General features: G+C 66.8%; 18 protein-coding genes and 3 pseudogenes. 7 read left to right on the forward strand and 14 right to left on the reverse strand.

What is annotated here, in order from left to right:
* Positions 1 to 90 precede the first annotated feature (90 nt).
* The 3 genes from IPK20_00930 (at position 91) to IPK20_00940 (ending at position 1,573) form a co-directional block, all read left to right on the forward strand.
* Positions 91 to 336, forward strand: a complete 246-nt coding sequence (locus IPK20_00930; protein MBK8015385.1) for a hypothetical protein — start codon at positions 91 to 93, stop codon at positions 334 to 336.
* A 4-nt stretch (positions 337 to 340) separates the two neighbouring features.
* Positions 341 to 520, forward strand: a complete 180-nt coding sequence (locus tag IPK20_00935) for a hypothetical protein (GenBank protein ID MBK8015386.1) — start codon at positions 341 to 343, stop codon at positions 518 to 520.
* A 108-nt stretch (positions 521 to 628) separates the two neighbouring features.
* Positions 629 to 1,573, forward strand: a complete 945-nt coding sequence (locus tag IPK20_00940) for a hypothetical protein (GenBank protein ID MBK8015387.1) — start codon at positions 629 to 631, stop codon at positions 1,571 to 1,573.
* A gap of 72 nt (positions 1,574 to 1,645) precedes the next feature.
* Here the strand turns inward: IPK20_00940 and IPK20_00945 are convergent.
* Together IPK20_00945 and IPK20_00950 are read right to left on the reverse strand one after the other, a co-directional pair.
* A pseudogene (locus IPK20_00945) lies at positions 1,646 to 3,175 on the reverse strand (GMC family oxidoreductase).
* A gap of 10 nt (positions 3,176 to 3,185) precedes the next feature.
* On the reverse strand, positions 3,186 to 3,734 hold the full coding sequence (locus tag IPK20_00950) for a gluconate 2-dehydrogenase subunit 3 family protein (protein MBK8015388.1): 549 nt from the start codon (positions 3,732 to 3,734) through the stop codon (positions 3,186 to 3,188).
* A 410-nt stretch (positions 3,735 to 4,144) separates the two neighbouring features.
* Between IPK20_00950 and IPK20_00955 the strand changes: the two genes are divergently transcribed.
* Positions 4,145 to 4,681 carry a hypothetical protein gene (locus tag IPK20_00955; GenBank protein MBK8015389.1) on the forward strand — a complete coding sequence of 179 codons (537 nt, stop codon included), beginning with the start codon at positions 4,145 to 4,147 and terminating at the stop codon, positions 4,679 to 4,681.
* Between the two features lie 30 nt (positions 4,682 to 4,711).
* Here the strand turns inward: IPK20_00955 and IPK20_00960 are convergent, their stop codons facing one another.
* The gene (locus tag IPK20_00960; protein ID MBK8015390.1) at positions 4,712 to 5,302 is read right to left on the reverse strand and encodes a hypothetical protein; all 591 of its coding nucleotides are present in this window, start codon (positions 5,300 to 5,302) and stop codon (positions 4,712 to 4,714) included.
* Positions 5,299 to 5,502, reverse strand: a complete 204-nt coding sequence (locus IPK20_00965) for a hypothetical protein (GenBank protein MBK8015391.1) — start codon at positions 5,500 to 5,502, stop codon at positions 5,299 to 5,301. The genes IPK20_00960 and IPK20_00965 overlap by 4 nt, the downstream gene beginning before the upstream one ends.
* Positions 5,503 to 5,799: 297 nt before the next feature.
* On the opposite strand from IPK20_00965, the pseudogene ftsH reads away from it, so the two are divergent.
* Positions 5,800 to 7,672: pseudogene (gene ftsH / locus IPK20_00970) on the forward strand (ATP-dependent zinc metalloprotease FtsH).
* A gap of 106 nt (positions 7,673 to 7,778) precedes the next feature.
* On the opposite strand, the gene IPK20_00975 reads toward ftsH, so the two are convergent.
* Both IPK20_00975 and IPK20_00980 read right to left on the reverse strand, forming a co-directional pair.
* Positions 7,779 to 8,045, reverse strand: a complete 267-nt coding sequence (locus IPK20_00975) for a hypothetical protein (GenBank protein MBK8015392.1) — start codon at positions 8,043 to 8,045, stop codon at positions 7,779 to 7,781.
* Positions 8,046 to 8,145: 100 nt separating this feature from the next.
* Positions 8,146 to 8,460: a cupin domain-containing protein gene (locus IPK20_00980; protein ID MBK8015393.1), complete on the reverse strand. Its 315-nt coding sequence runs from the start codon at positions 8,458 to 8,460 to the stop codon at positions 8,146 to 8,148.
* Between the two features lie 151 nt (positions 8,461 to 8,611).
* Here IPK20_00980 and IPK20_00985 point away from each other — a divergent pair, with 151 nt between their 5' ends.
* Positions 8,612 to 9,862: a TIGR03862 family flavoprotein gene (locus IPK20_00985; protein MBK8015394.1), complete on the forward strand. Its 1,251-nt coding sequence runs from the start codon at positions 8,612 to 8,614 to the stop codon at positions 9,860 to 9,862.
* Positions 9,863 to 9,923: 61 nt separating this feature from the next.
* The gene (locus IPK20_00990; GenBank protein MBK8015395.1) at positions 9,924 to 11,372 is read left to right on the forward strand and encodes a c-type cytochrome; all 1,449 of its coding nucleotides are present in this window, start codon (positions 9,924 to 9,926) and stop codon (positions 11,370 to 11,372) included.
* A gap of 43 nt (positions 11,373 to 11,415) precedes the next feature.
* Here the strand turns inward: IPK20_00990 and IPK20_00995 are convergent, their stop codons facing one another.
* The 8 genes and pseudogenes from IPK20_00995 to IPK20_01030 form a co-directional block, all read right to left on the reverse strand.
* Complete coding sequence (locus IPK20_00995) at positions 11,416 to 11,649, reverse strand: helix-turn-helix domain-containing protein (GenBank protein ID MBK8015396.1); 234 nt, start codon at positions 11,647 to 11,649, stop codon at positions 11,416 to 11,418.
* A 649-nt stretch (positions 11,650 to 12,298) separates the two neighbouring features.
* Positions 12,299 to 13,723 carry an amidase gene (locus IPK20_01000; protein MBK8015397.1) on the reverse strand — a complete coding sequence of 475 codons (1,425 nt, stop codon included), beginning with the start codon at positions 13,721 to 13,723 and terminating at the stop codon, positions 12,299 to 12,301.
* A gap of 261 nt (positions 13,724 to 13,984) precedes the next feature.
* On the reverse strand, positions 13,985 to 14,227 hold the full coding sequence (locus IPK20_01005; protein ID MBK8015398.1) for a hypothetical protein: 243 nt from the start codon (positions 14,225 to 14,227) through the stop codon (positions 13,985 to 13,987).
* A gap of 112 nt (positions 14,228 to 14,339) precedes the next feature.
* Positions 14,340 to 15,521: a CoA transferase gene (locus IPK20_01010; protein MBK8015399.1), complete on the reverse strand. Its 1,182-nt coding sequence runs from the start codon at positions 15,519 to 15,521 to the stop codon at positions 14,340 to 14,342.
* 57 nt (positions 15,522 to 15,578) lie between these two features.
* On the reverse strand, positions 15,579 to 16,133 hold the full coding sequence (locus IPK20_01015) for a DUF2889 domain-containing protein (protein MBK8015400.1): 555 nt from the start codon (positions 16,131 to 16,133) through the stop codon (positions 15,579 to 15,581).
* Positions 16,134 to 16,173: 40 nt separating this feature from the next.
* Entirely contained in the window at positions 16,174 to 16,335 is a 162-nt protein-coding gene (locus IPK20_01020) for a DUF1289 domain-containing protein (protein ID MBK8015401.1), read from the reverse strand.
* Between the two features lie 38 nt (positions 16,336 to 16,373).
* Positions 16,374 to 17,291 carry a hydroxymethylglutaryl-CoA lyase gene (locus IPK20_01025; GenBank protein ID MBK8015402.1) on the reverse strand — a complete coding sequence of 306 codons (918 nt, stop codon included), beginning with the start codon at positions 17,289 to 17,291 and terminating at the stop codon, positions 16,374 to 16,376.
* A gap of 141 nt (positions 17,292 to 17,432) precedes the next feature.
* Positions 17,433 to 19,443 (reverse strand): annotated as a pseudogene (locus tag IPK20_01030) (acetyl/propionyl/methylcrotonyl-CoA carboxylase subunit alpha).
* Between the last annotated feature and the right edge of the window lie 4 nt (positions 19,444 to 19,447).

Here is a 19,447-nt window from a genome sequence, read left to right on the forward strand (position 1 = left end):
GAGATGCAGTACGACGATGATCGCCGACGGTGGCGCGCGTGCCCGGCGGGGATGCGGGATCGCCAGTTCAGCCCGCATCCCGGGTGATCCATGGACAGAACGCCCCTGCTCGACCTGGTCGCCGAACTTCTGGCGGCCATCAGACTCCTTACCGGTTATCCGATCCCGGACCGCTTGCCCGAAATCCATGTCGTTCCGCCGGCGGAAATCCAGCGGCTCCTGTGCAAGAGCAACTGCGGCATCAAGGCGTTCTACCATCCCGACAAAGGGCATCTTCGTCAGCAATACCGCAGACCCCGCCAGCGACGTACTGGGCCGCTCGATCCTGCTGCATGAACTGGTGCACCACGTCCAGCACGTGACGGGCAAGTTCGACCGCGTATCGAACGCTTGCGAACGCTGGTACTCCAAGGAACGCGAGGCCTACGAGGTCCAGAACGCCTATCTGCGTGAGCAGGGCGAAAGGCGGAGATTCGCGCTCGACTCGCTCCCGCACATGTGCGCCGACGGAGAGCCCTGACAGGGCCGCCACGGCAGGCGGGTGCGGTGCACCGTGTCCTGCCCCGCGGAATTTTGTTAAGGTCTCGCGCCCCGGACGTCCCGCCGGACCGATCAATGCCACGAACAGGTGATCTCACATGATGTCGTCCAAGAGAAGGACTCTGCTTGCGGCCAGCGCCATGACCACGGTTCTGGGCGCGCTTCCGCGCCCGCCAATGCCGCCGTGATCACGCTGGGTCACGTGAGCCTTTCCTTCTACGAAGCCACGGCCAGCCTCGTGCAGTTCATCCTCGAGCGCAAGGGCTGGAACGTGGCCCTCCAGTCGGGCAGCCATGCCCAGATCTTTCCCAAGGTGGCGGTCGGCGACGTCGATCTGTTCGTGGCCGCATGGCTGCCTTACGCGCATGCGGATTACTGGAAGGAATACGGCGACCGCCTCGTCAAGGTGAGCACGTTGTACGAGGACGCACAGCTCTACTGGGCCGTGCCGGACTACGTGCCGGCCGAGGCCGTGCGTAGCGTGGCCGATCTCGCCAGACCGGAGGTGGCTGCCCGCATGACGAAGACCATCCGCGGCACCTTGCCCGATTCCGGCCTCATGATCGGATCGCGCAAGATCTTCGAACACTACCGCCTGTCCGAGGCCGGGTACGAACTGGTCCCCGGTCCTGCGCCCGAGTGGCTCGCGAACTTCAACGCGCGCGTAGCTGCCAAGGACTGGTTCGTGATGCCTCTGTGGCGCCCGCAGTTCCTCAACAAGGCGCATCGCCTGCGCGTGCTGGACGAACCGCAGCAGTTCCTGGGGGGGCCGAACAAGGCCATGCTCGTGGCCAACGCAGAGTTCTACGAGCGACTGAACAAGAAGCAGCGCCTGCCGCTTTCCCGGATCGAGGTCTCCGTGAAGGCCGTGACCGAGCTGGACTACTGGGTGAATGTCGACAAGATGAGTCCGCGCGACGCCGCAAGACGCTGGATCGGGATGAATCCCAACACGGTCACTTACTGGATCGAGGATCCGGAAGGTGATGGCGCACGGCGGGACGCCGTGAAGCTGCAACAAAGACACCCATGAAAACAGGGCGCCCGCAGGCGCCCTGTGTCCTGCTGCCGGACCGGCGGTCAGATGTTCTGGGCCGCCATCTGGTCCCGCGATGTACTCCGCCTGCCGGATGGCCAGGGCCACGATCGTGAGCGTCGGATTCTCCGCCGCGCTGGTCGTGAACTGGCTGCCGTCGGAGATGAACAGGTTGGAGACGTCGTGCGACTGGCCGAAGCCGTTGCACACACCCGCGCCCGCATCGCTGCTCTGGCGGCACGTGCCCAGGTTGTGCGTGGACGAGAACGGCATCCGCGTGTAGACCTTGCGTGCACCCACCGCTTCGTACAGGGCAGTCGACATCTTCCACGCATGCTCCCGCATCGCCTTGTCGTTCGGATGGTCCTGCTTGTGCACATGAGCGACCGGCATGCCGTGACGGTCCTTCTTGCTGGTGCTGAGCGTCACACGGTTCGACTCCTGCGGCATGTCCTCGCCGACGATCCACAAGCCTGCGGCATTGCGATAGGCCTCGATGTCGCGGGCGTACTCGCGCCCCCAGCCTCCGGGCTTCACGAAGGATGGGAAGCCGGGCATGCCGAACGCAGGCAGCGTCTCGAGTTCATAACCCGCCACGAAGCCGCGCTTGGGGTTGAAGACCGATTCGTCCTTGATGATGCCGGCCATCTGCGTGCCACGGTGCAGGTTCACTTCGCCCGGCATGATCGCGTACACGGCGCCGGTCAGGTGCGGCATGTAGTTGCGCCCCACCTGGCCGGAGGAATTGCCAAGACCGTCGGGGAACATGTTCGAGGCCGAGTTGAGCAGCAGCCGCGGCGTTTCGATGGAATTGCCCGCCACGCAGACGATGCGCGCCTTCTGCTCCCGCATCACGCCGTCCTCGTCCGCGTACACCACACCGGTGACCTTGCCCCGGGCGTCGTGGTTGATCTTGATGACCATCGAGTCGGGACGCAGTTCGTAGTTGCCCGTTGCTTCGGCCTTGGGCAGCTCGGTGTACAGCGTGGACCACTTGGCTCCGATGGCACAGCCGCTCATGCAGAAGCCGATCTGCCTACAGGCGGGACGGCCGTCGCGCTCGCGCGAATTGATCGCCATGTTGCCGGTGTGAAAGTCGCGGTATCCGACCCGCTTCGCACCGGCGGCAAGCACGTGGTAGTTGTTGCTGCCGGGCAGACGGGGAATGCCGTGTGTGCCGGTGACGCCCATCTTGTCCTCGGCACGTTCGTAGTACTCGGCGAGATCCTCGTAGGAGATGGGCCAGTCGTCGAGGTTGGCGCCGGCCAGGCGGCCATAGGTGCTGAGCGCCTTGAATTCGTGCGGCTGCAAGCGCAGCGAGGCGCCGGCCCAGTGCACGGTCGTACCGCCGACGGTCTTGCAGATCCAGGCGGGCAGATTGGGGTCGAGATCGCCGGAGCCTTCCCGCGGGTCGAGCCAGGAGAGCTTGGCGAACATCTCGCCGGTGTTGTTGATGTCCTTGAGCGCGAGCCGCCTGCCTGCTTCCAGGCAGACCACCTTCACGCCCTTCTGTGCCAGTTCGTTGCCGAGCGTTCCGCCGCCCGCGCCCGAACCGATGATGACGACGACGGAGTCGTCGTTCAGATCGAATTGAGCCATCTCGTGGTCCTCACTCTTTCGGCAGCCAGCTGATGTCGTCGAAACCGCGCTTGATGTAGCCGCCGTGCTCCACGGACGAGCCCTCGTAGCCGAAGATCTTCCAGATCTCGGGATTGCCGTACAGGCCACCCAGCGTTTCGCCGTACATCAGGCCGAAGAAGGGCGTCTTCTCGACCGTCTTGAGAATGCGCACGCGCCCCTTCTCGCCGAGCTGCGAGAACGGCTGGTTGTCGAAGTTCTTCCGCGCGAGACGTTCCACCTGTGCCACGCCCTCGGACACCATGGCCTTGGTTTCCGGGCTGGCCGCGGCCTTCTCGTCCACCGAGTGCACCACGTTGCCGTAGTAAGAATCCGCGAGAAAGTCATGCGGGAACAGGGTTCTCGCAAAGGCGAGCAGCGTCTGCCCCTCGGCATCGCTCAGCGCCTGCAGATGATGCGCAGACCACGCGTTGGTCGAAACAGCGCCGAGACCCGCTCCGGCCGCAAGGGACATGAAAGCACTTCCGCCCGCGATCTTCAGGAACTCTCGCCGTCGAAGCTCCAGCTCTTCGTTCAGCATGTGTTGTCCTCCCGTTTATCTCGTTATGCAGCTCGCTGCGAAGGCGGCCGATGTCGCGCCCACCATCGCCGAAGATGTGCCGGCAACCACCGATCACGACGCGATTAGAGGGAGATCGCCACAGTACGTCAAGGGATGTTTGTCCCGTGGCATAAGGAAGATCCTCGAATCGCGTTCACATGGCGCGACGCAACACGCCGGCATGTCAATGCCGACTGAACGAGTTACGTCGCGGCGGTTTGTTGGCCACCCCTGAGCATCCCTGATCCATGCGGCGATGCAGCAGCCGTCACTGCGACTCCCTTGGAGATGTCCGATGCAGACTTCTCCAGAGGGACTGCGCGGCGCCGGTGAGTTCGGAAAGGGTTACGTCATGCGACACTTCGGCGCACCCGCCTGGGGGAGTGCCGATGCCCTTCGCTTACTACGACAGACTCACGCCTGCGCGCCGGCGGATCTACGACCGCAGTGATGCCCTGACGGAACTGCCCATACCTGCCGGAGATGACTTGCGGCCGTTGGCCGAAAGCCCTCTTCAGAGCCTGGCCCAGGACCGCGAAACGGCCGTGCAGCGTGACTGCCAGCGGCTGCTGGATGCCTTGACGCTGCGCTTCGGCGTGCCGTCGCTGCGCGCCAAGGTGTTCGCCGTCCGTCCGCGCGGCGACTGGGGCGAGCTGCACGGGATGTATCGCCCGGAAGAGGAAGGACGCCGCGCCATCGTGGAACTGTGGATGAGAACCGCGCAGCAGCAACGCGTCGTGGCCCCGCGCACCTTTCTGCGCACGCTCCTGCACGAGCTCTGCCATCACCTGGACTACGAGATGTTCCGCCTCGAGGAAACCTTCCACACCGAGGGCTTCTACAAGCGGGAGTCGCACCTGCTCGTCCAGCTGGCAGGCCCGGCGCCCGGGCGGGGCAAGAGTGCGCAGGGCGAGCCGGCGACCTGAATCGCCCACCCGGCTCCGCGGGTCCGGTGCTCAGGAAGCCCGCAGCCGCGTGAGCGACCAGACGTACAGGAACGCCAACCCCAGGACGAAGCTTCCACCCAGAATCAGGTATCCGGTGTCGTCCAGCTCCAGGGAAGGATCCAGGTTGCGGGCGATGCCGTAGAACGCGACCGCATAGGACATCGCCACGATGGTCCAGCCGAGCGTGCGGCGGAACCGCGCGGCATTCTCCCGCTGGGAACGTCGCAGCACCGTGGCGAGCAGCCGGCTGTCGACGGTGTCCGTGAGCATCATGCCCAGCGTGAAGGCCAGCCCCATGGCCAGCGCGAAGGCCGGTTGCTTGCTGGTCGAGGCCACGTAGCCCCAGGCAGCTGCCTGCGTGGCCGTGTCGAACACGAGCCCGAACAGGACACCGATCAAAACCACGGCCAGCGGATGCGACGACTCCCGCAGCCGCCTGGACACGAACGGCAGGCGCAGGGCCATGGGCTGGAAGTCGTCGCGCCGAACGAGGGTCAGGAGATTGAGCGTGCCCACGAGCAGCAGCAGCGCCACCGGCAACCACGCACCCACGACTTCCAGCGAAGCCGGCACGATCGATTCCCGGCTCAGCAGGCTCACGGCCACCGCAATGAGCGTGACCAGTCCGCCGTGACCGAGGGAAGAGCGTGCCCACCCAGGGAGAGCCGCGGCCGCTGCCCTTCGAAGCGAAGACCCAGACCGTCGATCACCGCGATGTGGTCGGGATCGAAGCCGTGCCTCAGACCCAGGAGGCCCATGAGGCCCAGCCCCGACCACGACAGGAGTTCGGTGCTTGCCATGGCGAGATGCTAACCGATGGACGGCGTTCGATGACCCGCGAAACCACGATCGATCGCACGCGAACGGCGCGCAGGGAGCGTTCCATCGGCGGAGCGAAACGCGCACCGGCGCGTCGAGGCCGAGCAGGGCAACGGGCCCGCCACGTGCCCGGAACGGACCACTGATGGGCGAAGCGCATCCCCGGCGCACGATGACGACCCGGCGCGCTGCGGAATCCGGGGCGGTTGCGCCGGAACGGCGATCCGCGCACATTGAAGGGGTTCAATCAGGGAAGATCGAGTGAACGGGATTCCGTCATGGCCCTGAAGACCGACCGCAAGCTCCACTGGAATGCCGGCTACTGGCTGCTCGCGCTCGCCGCGATCCTGACGCTCAGAGCCTGTGGCAGGCGCAGCGGACCGTGGAGCCGGTGCCCTACAGCGAATTCGAGAAGGCGCTCGCGCAGGGCCGCGTCGCCGAGATCACGATCGGCGAGAACACCGTCACCGGCAAGCTCAAGTCGCCGGACGGTTCCGGGCAAGACCATGATCGTCGCCACGCGGGTCGAGCCGGCGCTCGCCGAGCGCCTGTCGCAATTCGACGTTCCCTACACCCGCGTCATCGAAAGCACGCTGTTGCGGGACCTCATGTCATGGGTACTGCCTGCGGTGGTCTTCTTCGGGCTCTGGTTCTTCGTCATCCGGCGCTTCGCCGAGCGGCAGGGCGTGGGCGGATTCATGAACGTCGGCAAGAGCCGGGCGAAGGTGTACGTGGAGAAGGACACGGGCGTGACGTTCGCCGATGTGGCGGGCGTCGACGAGGCCAAGGCCGAGTTGCAGGAGATCGTGTCGTTTCTCAAGGATCCGCAAGGCTATGGCCGCCTGGGCGCCCGCATGCCCAAGGGGGTACTGCTGGTGGGTCCCCCCGGGACGGGCAAGACGCTCCTTGCCAAGGCGGTCGCCGGCGAAGCGGGCGTGCCGTTCTTCAGCATCTCCGGCAGCGAGTTCGTGGAGATGTTCGTGGGCGTGGGGGCGGCGCGGGTGCGCGATCTGTTCGAGCAGGCTCGCGGGCGGGCGCCGGCGATCATCTTCATCGACGAGCTCGATGCGCTGGGACGTGCGCGCGGAGCCCTGGGTCCGATGGGCGGACACGACGAGCGCGAGCAGACCCTCAACCAGTTGCTGGTGGAACTGGATGGTTTCGACAGCTCGTCAGGGCTGGTGCTTCTCTCTGCGACGAACCGCCCGGAGATTCTGGACCCCGCCCTGCTGCGCGCCGGCCGCTTCGATCGTCAGGTGCTGGTGGACCGGCCGGACAAGGCCGGCCGGCTGCAGATCCTCCGCGTGCACGTGAAGAAGATCCACCTTGCGGCAGACCTGGATCTGGAACAGGTGGCGGCGCTCACGACGGGCTTCACCGGCGCGGACCTCGCCAACCTGGTCAACGAAGCGGCGCTCGCGGCCACGCGCCGCGGTGGTACGGAAGTGATCCTGGAGGATTTCACCGTGGCGATCGAACGGATCGTCGCGGGTCTGGAGAAGAAGAACCGCATCCTCAATCCACGCGAGCGCGAGATCGTGGCCTATCACGAGATGGGACATGCGCTCGTCGCGCTGTCGCTGCCGGGTACCGATCCCGTGCACAAGGTGTCGATCATCCCTCGTGGCATCGGCGCCCTGGGCTACGATCCAGCGCCCGACCGAGGACCGCTTCCTCATGACGCGGGACGAACTCGAACACAAGATCATGGTGCTGCTCGGTGGACGCGCGGCGGAGAAGCTGGTGTTCGGTCATCTTTCCACGGGCGCGGCGGACGACCTCGCCAAGGTGACCGACATCGCACGCGACATGGTCACGCGCTACGGCATGGTGGAAGATCTCGGTTACGTGGCCTACGAGGCGCGGCCGCCGCGTTTCCTGGATGTCCCCGGCTATTCCCAGGGCGGATGCCAGGTGAGCCCGGCGACGCAGCAGCAGATCGACGTGGCGATCAGGACCATCGTGATGGAATCATTCGCCCGGGCCACGGCCGTGCTCGAAAGGCACCGTGCGGTGCTGGACACCTGCGCGAGAGAATTGCTGGCGAAGGAGACGCTGGATGAACCGGCGCTTCGCGCACTCACCTCCGATCTGCGTTCAGGAGCGACCCATGCGGATGACACTGTACGGACAGACATGCAACCCGCCTGAAACGGATCACCGAGCGGACAGCCGCCGGCGGGTGCTGCGCGTGCTGGCTCTGGCACCGGCATGCGTGCCCGGTCTGCTGGCAGCTGCGGACGAACCGCAGGGAGTATCAGACGCGGATGCCACGGCGATCCGCGCGGTCATCGAGCGCCAGCTCGCCGCCTTCGCCGAGGACGATGCGGAGACGGCGTTCTCCCTGGCGTCGCCGGAAATCCGGCAGATGTTCTCCACGGCGCGGAACTTCATGACCATGGTGCAGGCCGAGTACGCGGTCGTCTACCGGCCGGCATCGACCATGTTCGCGGATGTCCGCCAGGCGGATGGGCGCATCCTTCAGTTCGTCGAGATGACGGATGCGGACGGGCAGATGTGGCACGCCATCTTTCACGTGGCCCGGCAGGACGGCGGCACCTGGCTCATCGCCGGGTGCATCCTCATCCGGGCCGACGCCAGGGAAGCAGGCGTACGCGACCCCGTCATCGCCCGGGATGACCTTCTCCCGTCATCGCGTAGAACATGCAGTCCTCGAGCGCCTCCACGTCGTGGCGCTCGCCCAGCGCCGTATGGTGATAGTCGCCCGCCGACAGCACGAACTCGCCCAGCCGCATGCGGCCGCTCACCATGTAGAGTTCCTCGCGCCCCAGATGGCCATGCATCTCGATGACGGCGCCCTTGGTCATGCGCACGAGCAGGGTGCGGCCCCCGCCTTCCTCTTCCCTGAGGATCGCGCGTTCCACGCCTGCCTGCTTCCCGGGCGCCCACTTGCGGTCGGCGGTGCTGATTGCGTACATGAACCTCTCCTGAATCGGGTGATGGCGGGAATGATGGCACGCAATCCGGCGATGGGCGAAACCCCGTCTCTCGGACGATCCGTTTTCCGGATGTGATCGGCGTGCGCGGATCGGTTAGGCTCGCGGCTCCGCGCTCTCGCTCACCCACGCCATGCCCGTCGATGTCTGCGTCCGTCCTTCCGTCGCCATCGTCGGCGGAGGCCCTGCCGGACTGATGGCGGCGGAAGCGGCCGCCGGCCTGGGTGCCGCGGTCGATCTCTACGAAGCCAGACCGTCGGTGGGCCGCAAGTTCCTCATCGCCGGCCGGGGTGGGCTCAATCTCACGCACGCCGAGCCGTTCGAGGCATTCGTCTCCCGCTACGGGGCGCAGGCCGCCGTGCTGCGCCCGATGATCGAGCGCTTCGGGGCCGCAGAGATCCGGCAGTGGGCCCGAGGCCTGGGTGTCGAGACGTTCGTGGGGAGTTCGGAGCGCGTCTTTCCGGTGGATTTCAAGGCCGGTCCGCTGCTCCGCCACTGGGTTCACCGGCTGCACGGGGCCGGGGTGAACTTTCACGTGCGCCACCGCTGGCGCGGCTTCTCCGAGGAGGGCATGAGCTTCGATAAGCCGGACGGCCCCACGAACGTCGTCCACCCGGCATGGGTGTTCGCGCTTGGCGGCGGAAGCTGGCCGCAGCTCGGTTCCGACGGTGCGTGGGTGCCCTCGATGAAGAATGCCGGCATCGCGGTCGAGCCCTTGCGTCCGGCGAACTGCGGCTTCGACGTGTCCTGGAGCGAACACATGGGCACCCGCTTCGCGGGCGTTCCGGTCAAGTCGGTGGTCGCCCGTGCGGTGGAGTCCGATGGAACCGTGCACGAACGGGCCGGTGAATTCGTCATCACTGGAATGGGTGTGGAGGGAAGTCTCGTGTACGCGCTGTCGTCCGTTCTTCGCCGCTGTCTGGAGCTAACGGGAGAGGCCGAGCTTGTTCTCGACCTGGTGCCCGGCCGCACGGCGGCGCAATTGGAGGCCTCCTTGGCGCGCCCCCGGGGAAAGCGCTCGCTTTCCGAGCATCTCAAGCGCCATGCGGGAATCGACGGAGTGAAGGCGGCACTGCTTCGCGAATTCACGGGCGCGGAAGCGCTGAGGGATCCCACCCGCACGGTGGAGGCCATGAAGGCGCTGCGCATCCCCTTGCTGCGTCCGCGTCCTCTCGCCGAAGCCATCAGCACCGCGGGCGGAGTGCGCTTCGACGAAGTCGACGAGGGCCTGATGGTGAAGCGCCTGCCCGGCGTTTTCTGCGCGGGCGAGATGCTCGACTGGGAGGCCCCCACCGGGGGATATCTGCTCACGGCCTGTCTCGCGACCGGGCTTGCCGCAGGCACGTCCGCCGCGGCCTGGTGCAAGGCGTCCGGCCCTGCCTGATGCAGGACGGACCTTCCGGCGATTCGAATTACACTCCGGTCAAATTCCGCGCTTCCCTGACATGCCCAAACGTTTGATCACGCGCGCCGCGCTGCTCACGGCTCTCGCCCTTCTTCCCGCGGCTGCGTGGCTTGCTCCCGCGGAGGACATCCCGCCGGAGGCACTGACAGGCGGCGACCTCAGTGTCGCCGATGCCTCGCAGACCGCGTACCTGCATCCGGCCGCCGGCCTCGACTCCCGCCAGAACGAACTCTTCGCGCTCGGGCGTCGCATGTTCCAGAACCGCTGGGCGTTCTTCTGGTTCGAGAACGCGGAATTCGGCCGGGGCCCCACCTCGAACGCCCAGGCCTGCACCACGTGCCACACCAACAACGGCAGGGGCCTCGTGACCGGGACGCCATCGCTGCCGACCGTGGCGATGCCGGGCGAGGTGCGGGACCACCATATCACCGTGCCCTTCGAGCCGGCCCCCAACCTGGTCGTCCGCGTGAGTCTTCCCGGGGTGGACGCGCACGGGGGTCCGCGCCTGCACCCCCAGTATGGCGACCAGCTGCAGATCTTCGGCGTGAAGGGTGTCGTGCCGCCGGAGGCATCCTTCGGTGTGGAGTGGACCGAGCACGAGGTCGCGCTCGCGGAGGGGGAGACCCGCGTGCTGCGCAAGCCCGTGCTGCGGCTTTCGGACTTCGGTTATGGACCGCTCGGCGAGGATGCACATGTCGGCATGCGCATGGCGCCGCCGCTCGTGGGTCTTGGCCTTCTCGAGGCAGTGCCGGACGAAACGCTGCTCGCGCTCGCCGCACGCCCGGCCACGGGCAGCATTCGCGGCAAGGTGAACCGGGTGTGGGACGAGAGCCAGCGCAAGGTGGTCATCGGACGCTTCGGCCTGAAGGCCAATCACGGCAGTCTGCGGGAGCAGGTCGCGATCGCCTTCCTCAACGACATCGGTCTTTCCACCGAGGTGTATCCGGACCAGAACTGCCCGCCGATGAGCCCGACCTGCAAGGAACAGATGGTGGCGGGCAAGCCGGAGATCACGGCGTTGCGCCTGGCGGCGACGGAACTCTACGTGCGGTCGCTTCGCGTGCCGGTGCGCCGGCAGGTGGACGATCCGCAGGTGCGGGAGGGCGAAAGACTCTTCGCGGATGCGCAGTGCGCAGTGTGCCACGTGCCGGAATTGCGGACGGGGCCGTTCCCCGCCTTCCCGCCCGTCGCCCACCAGACGATCCGGCCCTTCACCGATCTGCTGCTGCACGACATGGGCGAGGACCTCGCTGATGGACGGCCGGACTTTCTCGCGAGCGGCCGCGAATGGCGCACGCCGCCCCTGTGGGGCATCGGCCTGTCGGAGGTCGTCAACGGCGCGGGCGCATTCCTGCACGATGGCCGGGCCCGCAATCTCGAAGAAGCGATTCTGTGGCACGGCGGCGAAGCGAAGACGTCCCGCGATGCCTTTGCCGGCATGCAGAGAGGCGATCGCGAAGCGCTGATCGCCTTCCTGAAGTCGCTCTGAAAGAGACGGCCCGCCGTTCAGGCGGGCCGCGATCTGACCACGATCACTCAGTCGGGCCTTCCAGCGCGATCAGCCCGAGCCGTATGGCCTTGGCCACGGCATGAGTGGTGTTCTCGGCGCCGAGCTTCCTGCGGCAGTTCTCGAGATGGAGATGAACGGTGCGCGGCGTGACGCCCAGCAACTGGGAGATCTGCTGGGATGTCTTGCCCATGGATGCCCAGGAAAGGCATTCCTTCTGGCGCGGTGAAAGAACGGGAGCGGTAGCGGTGCTGTCCATGATGGCGCGATGCCCGCTGCTCTAGCGGGACAAGCGCGGCAACGCGTCTGCGCGCCCGCCGCGCGAACTGCGCCGATCCGGACCCTTGCTTGCGGGGAGAACCGACGACTCACCCGCAATCCCCTCGAACTTGAAATTTTCTGTGCAATTGTTTCCCAAAGTGGTGCTCCGTCGCTGCGTCGTGAAGGGGCCGTGACAAGTCACGGCTGTGAGCGTTGCTCGTACAGCCCTGGCAAACGTTCATTCTTCGCATCGATCGGCTATTGGGATCGAACGGCGTATTCTTGTGGCAAATACCGAGCAGCACGCCATGGCCCGCCCGAGGGGCGAGAATCGGGGAATCGGTTCTCGCGTTAAGCCGGGGTGCCTCTTGCCGAGTGCGCGCGTCATGCGTTCAGGCAGGACGCGCTGGAAACTGGGAAGGAACTCCGGCCGCACGGTCAAATCGAATCCGCTGAACGACGCGCGACAAGAATTATCTCCACTGCCTGAGGGGATCGCAGCCCTGTCATTTACTTCACCCCGCCGCGATCACGTGCAGGAGAGACACTGGGATTCTTCCGCGTCGCGCGGTCCGTGGCAAGTGCGGCGTGCATTATTCACGGCGGCCCCGCCCGTGCCGGACACTGTCCGGCACACCGGAAACTCTTCAGCTCATCCGTTCCCACAGTTGCGGAACCAGGGTGCCCGCCTGCCGTTCCACCGCCTCCATCGCGTCGAGAATCAGATCCTCGCGAAAACGGCGCCCGACGATCTGCACGCCCGCCGGAAGCCCCTCCACCAGCCCGACCGGAAGCACTCCGGCGGGCAGGCTGAGATAGTTCACGCCATAGCTGTAGATGGCCGCGCCGAACAGATCGCGCGTCTGCTCGAGCCCCTGGGCGTCGTAGTTCCAGGGGTACGTGGGACGCATGAGAAACGGCGTGAGCACCAGCGGATAGCGATCGAGAAACACATTCCACGCGCGCGTCATCCGCGTGCGTGCGGCGAGTCCCGCCAGGTAGGCAGGACCTTCGGCGACGTGGCCGATCGCGTAGTACCAGTCGAACACGTTCTGCACCGTCGCACTGCCGTGCTGCCGGGCAAGGGGATCGAGCGTCGCACGGATTTCCGCGAGCGCGACCGACATCCAGCCCGCAGCAGGTTCGGTGATGGGCGGCGGCTCGACTTCCTCCACGGCATACCCGGCGCTCTCCAGTGCGCGAGCCGCCTTGTCGAGCTGCTCGCCGATCCCCGGGTGCATCGGATAGCCGTGAGCATTGCGCGTGAAGGCGACGCGCATCGGCCCCGGCAACGGAGCCCCTTCGAACGGCACCGGCACCCACCAGGGATCGCGCGGATCGCCGCGGGACATGATCTGGGTGGCCAGGCGCACGTCGCGCACCTGGCGGCAGATCGCGCCCTGCACCGACATGAGCTGCGCGAGCAGTCCGCGCTCGGCGGACGCAGACGGATTGAACACCGGTACGCGGCCCACCGTCGGCTTCACGGTGCACACACCGCACGCGAAAGAAGGAAAGCGCAGCGAGCCGCCGATGTCGTTGCCGTGGTGCAGCGGCCCCATGCCGGCCGCCGCCGCCGCGCCGGCACCACCGGAAGACCCGCCCGGAGAGGCGTCCGGATGCCACGGATTGCGCGTGCGCCCGTGCAACGGGCTGTCGGTGGTCGCCCGCATGGAGAACTCCGGAGTCGTGGTCCGGCCGAACACGATGGCGCCTGCGGAACGCAGATTGCGCACCACGGGCGAATCGTCCGGCGCGATCACCGACTCCAGAGCCGGGACTCCGTTCGGCGTGGGCATGCCTGCGACGTCGACGTTTTCCTTGATGGTCACAGGGACGCCGTGCAGCGGCCCCCACGACTCGCCACGCGCCAGCGCCTCGTCCGCAGCGCGAGAGCGTTCTCGCGCGTCGTCGAAACGGGGATAGACGATGGCGTTCAGTTCGGGATTGCACTGCTCGACCCGCGCCAGCACGGCCTCCATGGCCTCGGTGCAGGACACGTCGCGGCGCTCGATCGCGGCGGCCAGGTCGCAGGCGCTCCACTGCCAGAGCGGTGATGCGGGTGACGGCATGGGGTGTCTCCTCGTCCGATGCGGTCGGACGGTGGGAGTCACCGGTGACGCGCGGGAGGGATGTTACGTCCGAACGGACGGCGGGCGCCGATCCCTGGCAAGCGACGGGAGGGCTGACCCTGCCACGCGGAAGAAGGCCGGTTCAGGGACCACGGGCGGCCGCAAGGCAGGCGCGGCGATCCATCTCCACCCCTGCCATTGCACCCGCCCTGATGGGCGCCAGGAACCGTGAACGCGCGCGGCCGCCGCACGCATCGACCCTCAATGCTCGAGCACCGGCCGGCAGGCCTCCGCCTCGGCACGGCTGCGGAAAGGTCCGATGAAGTTCGCGTTCTCGTCGAAACGGCGCTTCGTGTCATCGGCAGGCCAGGTGACGACGTAGAACCCGTTGGCAAGCGGCACGCCTTCTCTGCGCCGGTACCAGCGCTCGTAGGATTCGCAGTCGATCAGGTGGAAGGGCTTGTGGACACGGACCACCTCGTGGTCGTCGACACGAATTTCCATGGCAGCGCCCTCCCCTCTCCGATGACGTGCCTGCAGGATAGGAGCTGGCGCCCGATCCGGTATTGACAACGGTCAACGGATCCGAGGGCACCGGGCCCTCGCGCCGGTCCGTTCAGATCACGCGCTGTCGCGAAAGTGTCGCAATCCGCGTGTCGTCGTAGCCCAGGGCGCGCAGGAGTTCTTCCGTGTGCTCTCCGGGTGCCGGGGCGGGGCGCTCGACCTCGAAGGTGAAATCGGACAGCTTCACCGGCGGCGCCATCTGCAGCACGTCCCCCTCGGTGGGATGGGGCGACCGCACGAACATTCCCCGGGCGGCATGCTGAGGATCGTCGAGCAGTTCATCGAAGGTCTGGATGGGGCAGACGCAGCAGTCGCGGCCCTCGAATGCCTTGACCCATTCGGCTTGTGTCTTCGTGGCGAAGATGCCGCGCAAGGCGTCGATGGCGATCTGCGGGTCGCCGCCGGTTTCCCAGTGACAGTGCAGCAGATCCGGCCGGTTCACCACGTCGCAGACGTCCTTCCAGAACTTGGATTCCAGCGACCCCACCGCCATGTGCCGGCCGTCCTTCGTGCGGTAGACGTTGTAGCAGCCTTCACGGCCCGAGAGCAGATCGTTGCCGCGTTCGGCCACACGGCCCTTGGTCACATGCGCCGACAGGGCCTGGACGTTGTGAGCGAGCACGCCTTCGGTCATCGAGGCATCCACATGGCGGCCGCGGCCCGTGCGCTGCGCGTCGAACAGAGCCGCGAGGATTCCCATGGCCGGCACGACCGCGCCGCCGAGGATGTCGGCAAGCTGGAAATTGGAGATGACCGGATCTCCGCCCCGCTCCCCGTTCTGCTCGGCGACACCCGCGTAGGAGCAGTAGTTGAGATCGTGTCCGGCAAGGTGGCGGTAGGGGCCGGTCTGGCCGTAGCCCGAGATCGCGCAGTACACGATGGCTGGATTCACGGCCTTGACCGCTTCGTAACCCACGCCGAGACGGTCGACCACCCCGGGCCGGAAGCCTTCCACGACCACGTGCGCGGTACGGGCGAGATCCAGGAACGCCTCCACGCCTTCCGTCTGCTTCAGATCGAGCCGCATGCCCCGCTTGTTCCGGTTGATGGCGAGAAACACCGGGGCCGTGCGGCCGGGCGGCATGCCCAGCGTACGGGCGTAGTCCCCGGCTCCCGTGTCCTCGATCTTGATGACTTCGGCGCCGAGATCGGCCAGGTGCAGCGTGCACATGGGCCCCGGCAGAAGACGGGTGAGATCGAGCACACGGATGCCGGAAAGGGGCTTCGACGACATGGGATTCCTCGTTGGGGATGGAGCCGCGACAGTGAAGTGTCGAAAGGTACGCCGCGCCTACTTGCCGCCGGCCCACTCGGGCCACTTCCTGCGCACGAGTTCGCCGTCGGCAGCGTACATGTGACAGGTGTCGATGAGCGCCGGCCGCCTGCCATCGGTGCCCGCGGGCTTTGCGCGTTCGCGCGCGCCGTAGAGCGTCTGGTACACCGTCGTGGCCACGGGGCCCAGCAACTCGACCAGATGCGTGCAGCCCTTGGTGCCGCCGAGCAGTTCGCGGGTCTTCTGCGTGAAACCGGGCTTGATGTGCAGCCCCTTCAGCACCTGGAAGTTCGGCGTGATTCCGGGACAGCCGTAGTAGGGGCCGGCGTCCGTGACGACCTCGACGTCGTGGATCAGCAGGTCCAGATCCACGGTGAGGCGGATCCACATGTTGTGCATGGGCTGGCCCGCGACCAGCGTGCCTCCGGGCCGGTCCATGTTGGGGATGTCGAAGGGCTTGGTGTCGGTCAGATGACCCTCGATGTCCCAGAGCCCGTCCTCGCGGTGATAGCCGCAGCACTGGATCGTGCGGGTGTGCTTGATGTGGCGCGGAGCGGGGGTCGAAAGCGGCATGGCGTGTCTCCGGGCACAGGGCCCGCGTGTGAGGAAGGCTTCAGGGTGTCGCTCGCCGCGCGGGCAGCCTTGCCAGCACGGCTTGCCTTTCGTCGGCGGTATAGGAGGACCAGCCGGCGATCTCATCCAGCGTACGCTGGCAGCCACGGCACAAGCCCGTGGCATCGTCCATGACGCACACCTTGATGCAAGGCGATGGCACGTCCACGGGGACGGCGCGGCCGGCGTTGCGGATGGAGTTCACGCGGCGGCCTTGCGCTTCTTCGCGACGATCGCGCGGCCTGCCCGCGAGGAGTTCTCGCGGCCTACCGCTTCGCAGATGAACTGGGCGGCGGCGACCAGCGCATTCATGTCGACACCCGTCTCGATTCCCATGCCGTCCAGCATGTAGAGGACGTCCTCGGTCGCGACGTTGCCGGTCGCGCCGGGTGCATAGGGGCAGCCGCCCAGGCCTGCCACGGAACAGTCGAAGGTGGCCACGCCCAGCTCGAGCGAGGCGAGGATGTTGGCGAGCGCCTGCCCGTACGTGTCGTGATAGTGGCCGGCGATGCGCTCGACGGGAACGTGGCGCGCGACAGCCTCGATCATCCGCTGGGTCTTGAGCGGAGTGCCAGCGCCGATGGTGTCACCGAGGGAGATTTCGTAGCAGCCCATCTCCAGCAGCCGCGTCGAGACGTGCGCGACGGCCTCGGGCGCGACGTCCCCTTCATAGGGACAGCCCAGCACGACCGACACGTAACCGCGCACGCGAATGCCCTCGGCCAGCGCCCTTTCGCACACGGGCGCGAACCGGTCGAGCGATTCGTCGATGCTGCAGTTGATGTTGCGGCGTGAGAAGGATTCGGTCGCCGCGCCGAAGATGGCCACTTCGTCGGCCCGTGCGGCGAGCGCGCCGTCGAGGCCCTTGAGGTTCGGCACGAGGACCGGATACGAAACACCCGGCTTGCGCCGGATGGCGGCCATGACCTCGGCGGCATCGGCCATCTGCGGCACCCATTTCGGCGACACGAAGCTGGTCGCTTCCACCACGGGCAATCCCGCATCGGCGAGACGCTCGATCAGTTCGACCTTCACGCGCGCAGGCACCATCGCCGGCTCGTTCTGCAGACCGTCGCGGGGCCCCACGTCGACAAGACGGACCTTCTTCGGAAATGTCATGGCCGCCACCCGAGCTCCTCTCGTGCGAACAACACAAGGCACGGCCGCCTGCGCGGAAGCCGGGGCGGACCGACAGTCGCGCGTACGGACGCGAACGTCCGGATACGAGAGCCGTCCATGTCTGCGGGGAACGTGCGCGGGTCACTCATCGGATTCGAACCCCAGCAGTTCGACGCCTTCCTTCACCAGGTCGCCCTTGGCGAAGAAGATCTCCATGACCCGTCCCGCGGCCGGCGCGGCGATGGTGTGCTCCATCTTCATCGCCTCGATCAGCATGAGCGGTGCACCCTTTTCCACACGCTCGCCCGCCTTCACCAGAACATCGATGACCGACCCCGGCATGGGCGAGGTAAGCGAGCCTGCCGCGGCGGCATCGTCCACGGCTTCCAGCGCCTCAAGCTGCAGGCGATGGCTCGTCCCCTGGACGAAGACGGTCAGCTCGTTGCCCCGCCGCACCACCTGTCCCAGCATGCGCGCACCGTCCAGGTCGACGGCAAGCCGGCCATCGCCGTCCAGTTCGCCCTTGGCCATCACATGGCCGCCGGGCAGTTCCAGTTCGTACCCGGCGGCCCGGTAGTGCGCCGTGACCGGCACCTTGCGCTCGCCATCGGTAAAGGTGAAGACGTGAAAGTTGTCTTCGTTGAGTCGCCAGCCGGAGCTGCCGTGCCAGGGGGAATGCGGGTCGCCCGAGGAACGGGCTCGCGCACGTGCTTCCTCGTCGGCGCGCAGCAGTTCCGAGAGCACGGCAACCGCCAGGGTCACGTCGCCCGCAGGCTGTCCGTCGGGCAGCAGCTCCGCGCGATATCGCTCGATGAGTCCGGTATCGAGCAGGCCAGGATCGCGATGCGCCTCGGCGAAGGCGCGGTGCGCCACGACGGCCGAGAGGAACTGGAGATTGTTCGCGAGGCCCGCCACCTGGTACTCCGCGAGCGCCTGACGCATGCGCCTCAGCGCGGCATCGCGGTCCACGTCCCAGCAGATCAGCTTGGCGATCATCGGGTCGTAGTTCACGCCGATCTCGTCGCCCTCGCGCACGCCCGTATCGACGCGGACGTGGGCGGAAGGTTGCGGTTCCCGCAGATGCTCCACCACGCCGACCGCCGGCAGGAAACCCCTTCGCGGGATCCTCCGCGTAGACCCGCGCCTCGATGGCGTGTCCGCGAATCGCCAGCTGCTCCTGAGTGAGCGGCAACGGTTCGCCCGAGGCAACGCGCAACTGCCATTCCACGAGATCCAGCCCCGTGATCATCTCGGTGACGGGATGCTCCACCTGCAGGCGGGTGTTCATCTCCATGAAATAGAACTGGCCCGACGCATCGAGGATGAACTCGACGGTGCCAGCACCCACGTAGTCCACGGCGCGCGCCGCGGCAACGGCTGCCGAACCCATCTGTCTGCGCCGCTGCGCCTGCATGCCGGGCGCGGGCGCTTCCTCCAGCACCTTCTGGTGCCGGCGCTGGACGGAACAGTCGCGCTCGAACAGGTGCACGCAGTTGCCGTGCGTGTCCGCGAAGACCTGCAGTTCCACGTGGCGCGGCCGCTCGAGATACTTCTCGATCAGCAGGCGGTCGTCTCCGAACGACGAAGCGGCCTCCCGCTTTGCGGAGGCGACGGCGGCCTCCACTTCCCCGGCACTGCGCACGACGCGCATGCCCTTGCCGCCACCGCCCGCGGACGCCTTGATCAGCACCGGAAATCCGATGCGCGCGGCTTCACGGGCGAGCAGTTCGGCGTCCTGCGCCTCGCCGTGGTATCCAGGAACTAGGGGCACGCCCGCGCGCTCCATGAGCACCTTGGAATTGCTCTTCGATCCCATGGCGCGGATCGCGGAGGCCGGCGGGCCGATGAACACGACGCCGGCAGCGTCGCACGCCTGAGCGAACGACTCGTTCTCCGAAAGAAAGCCGTAACCGGGATGGACGGCCTGGGCACCCGAGCGCCTTGCGACGTCGAGGATGCGGTCGGCCCTCAGATAGCTGTCGCGTGCCGGCGCGGGGCCGATGAGATAGGCCTCGTCGCAGGCCGCTGCATGCAGCGCGTCGCGGTCCGCCTCGGAGTACACGGCGACGGTGCGGATGCCCATCCGCCGCGCGGTGCGGGCGACGCGGCAGGCGATTTCGCCACGGTTGGCGATCAGGATCTTCTCGAACATGGTC

It is taken from the genome of Betaproteobacteria bacterium (assembly GCA_016713305.1).
Taxonomy (GTDB): domain Bacteria; phylum Pseudomonadota; class Gammaproteobacteria; order Burkholderiales.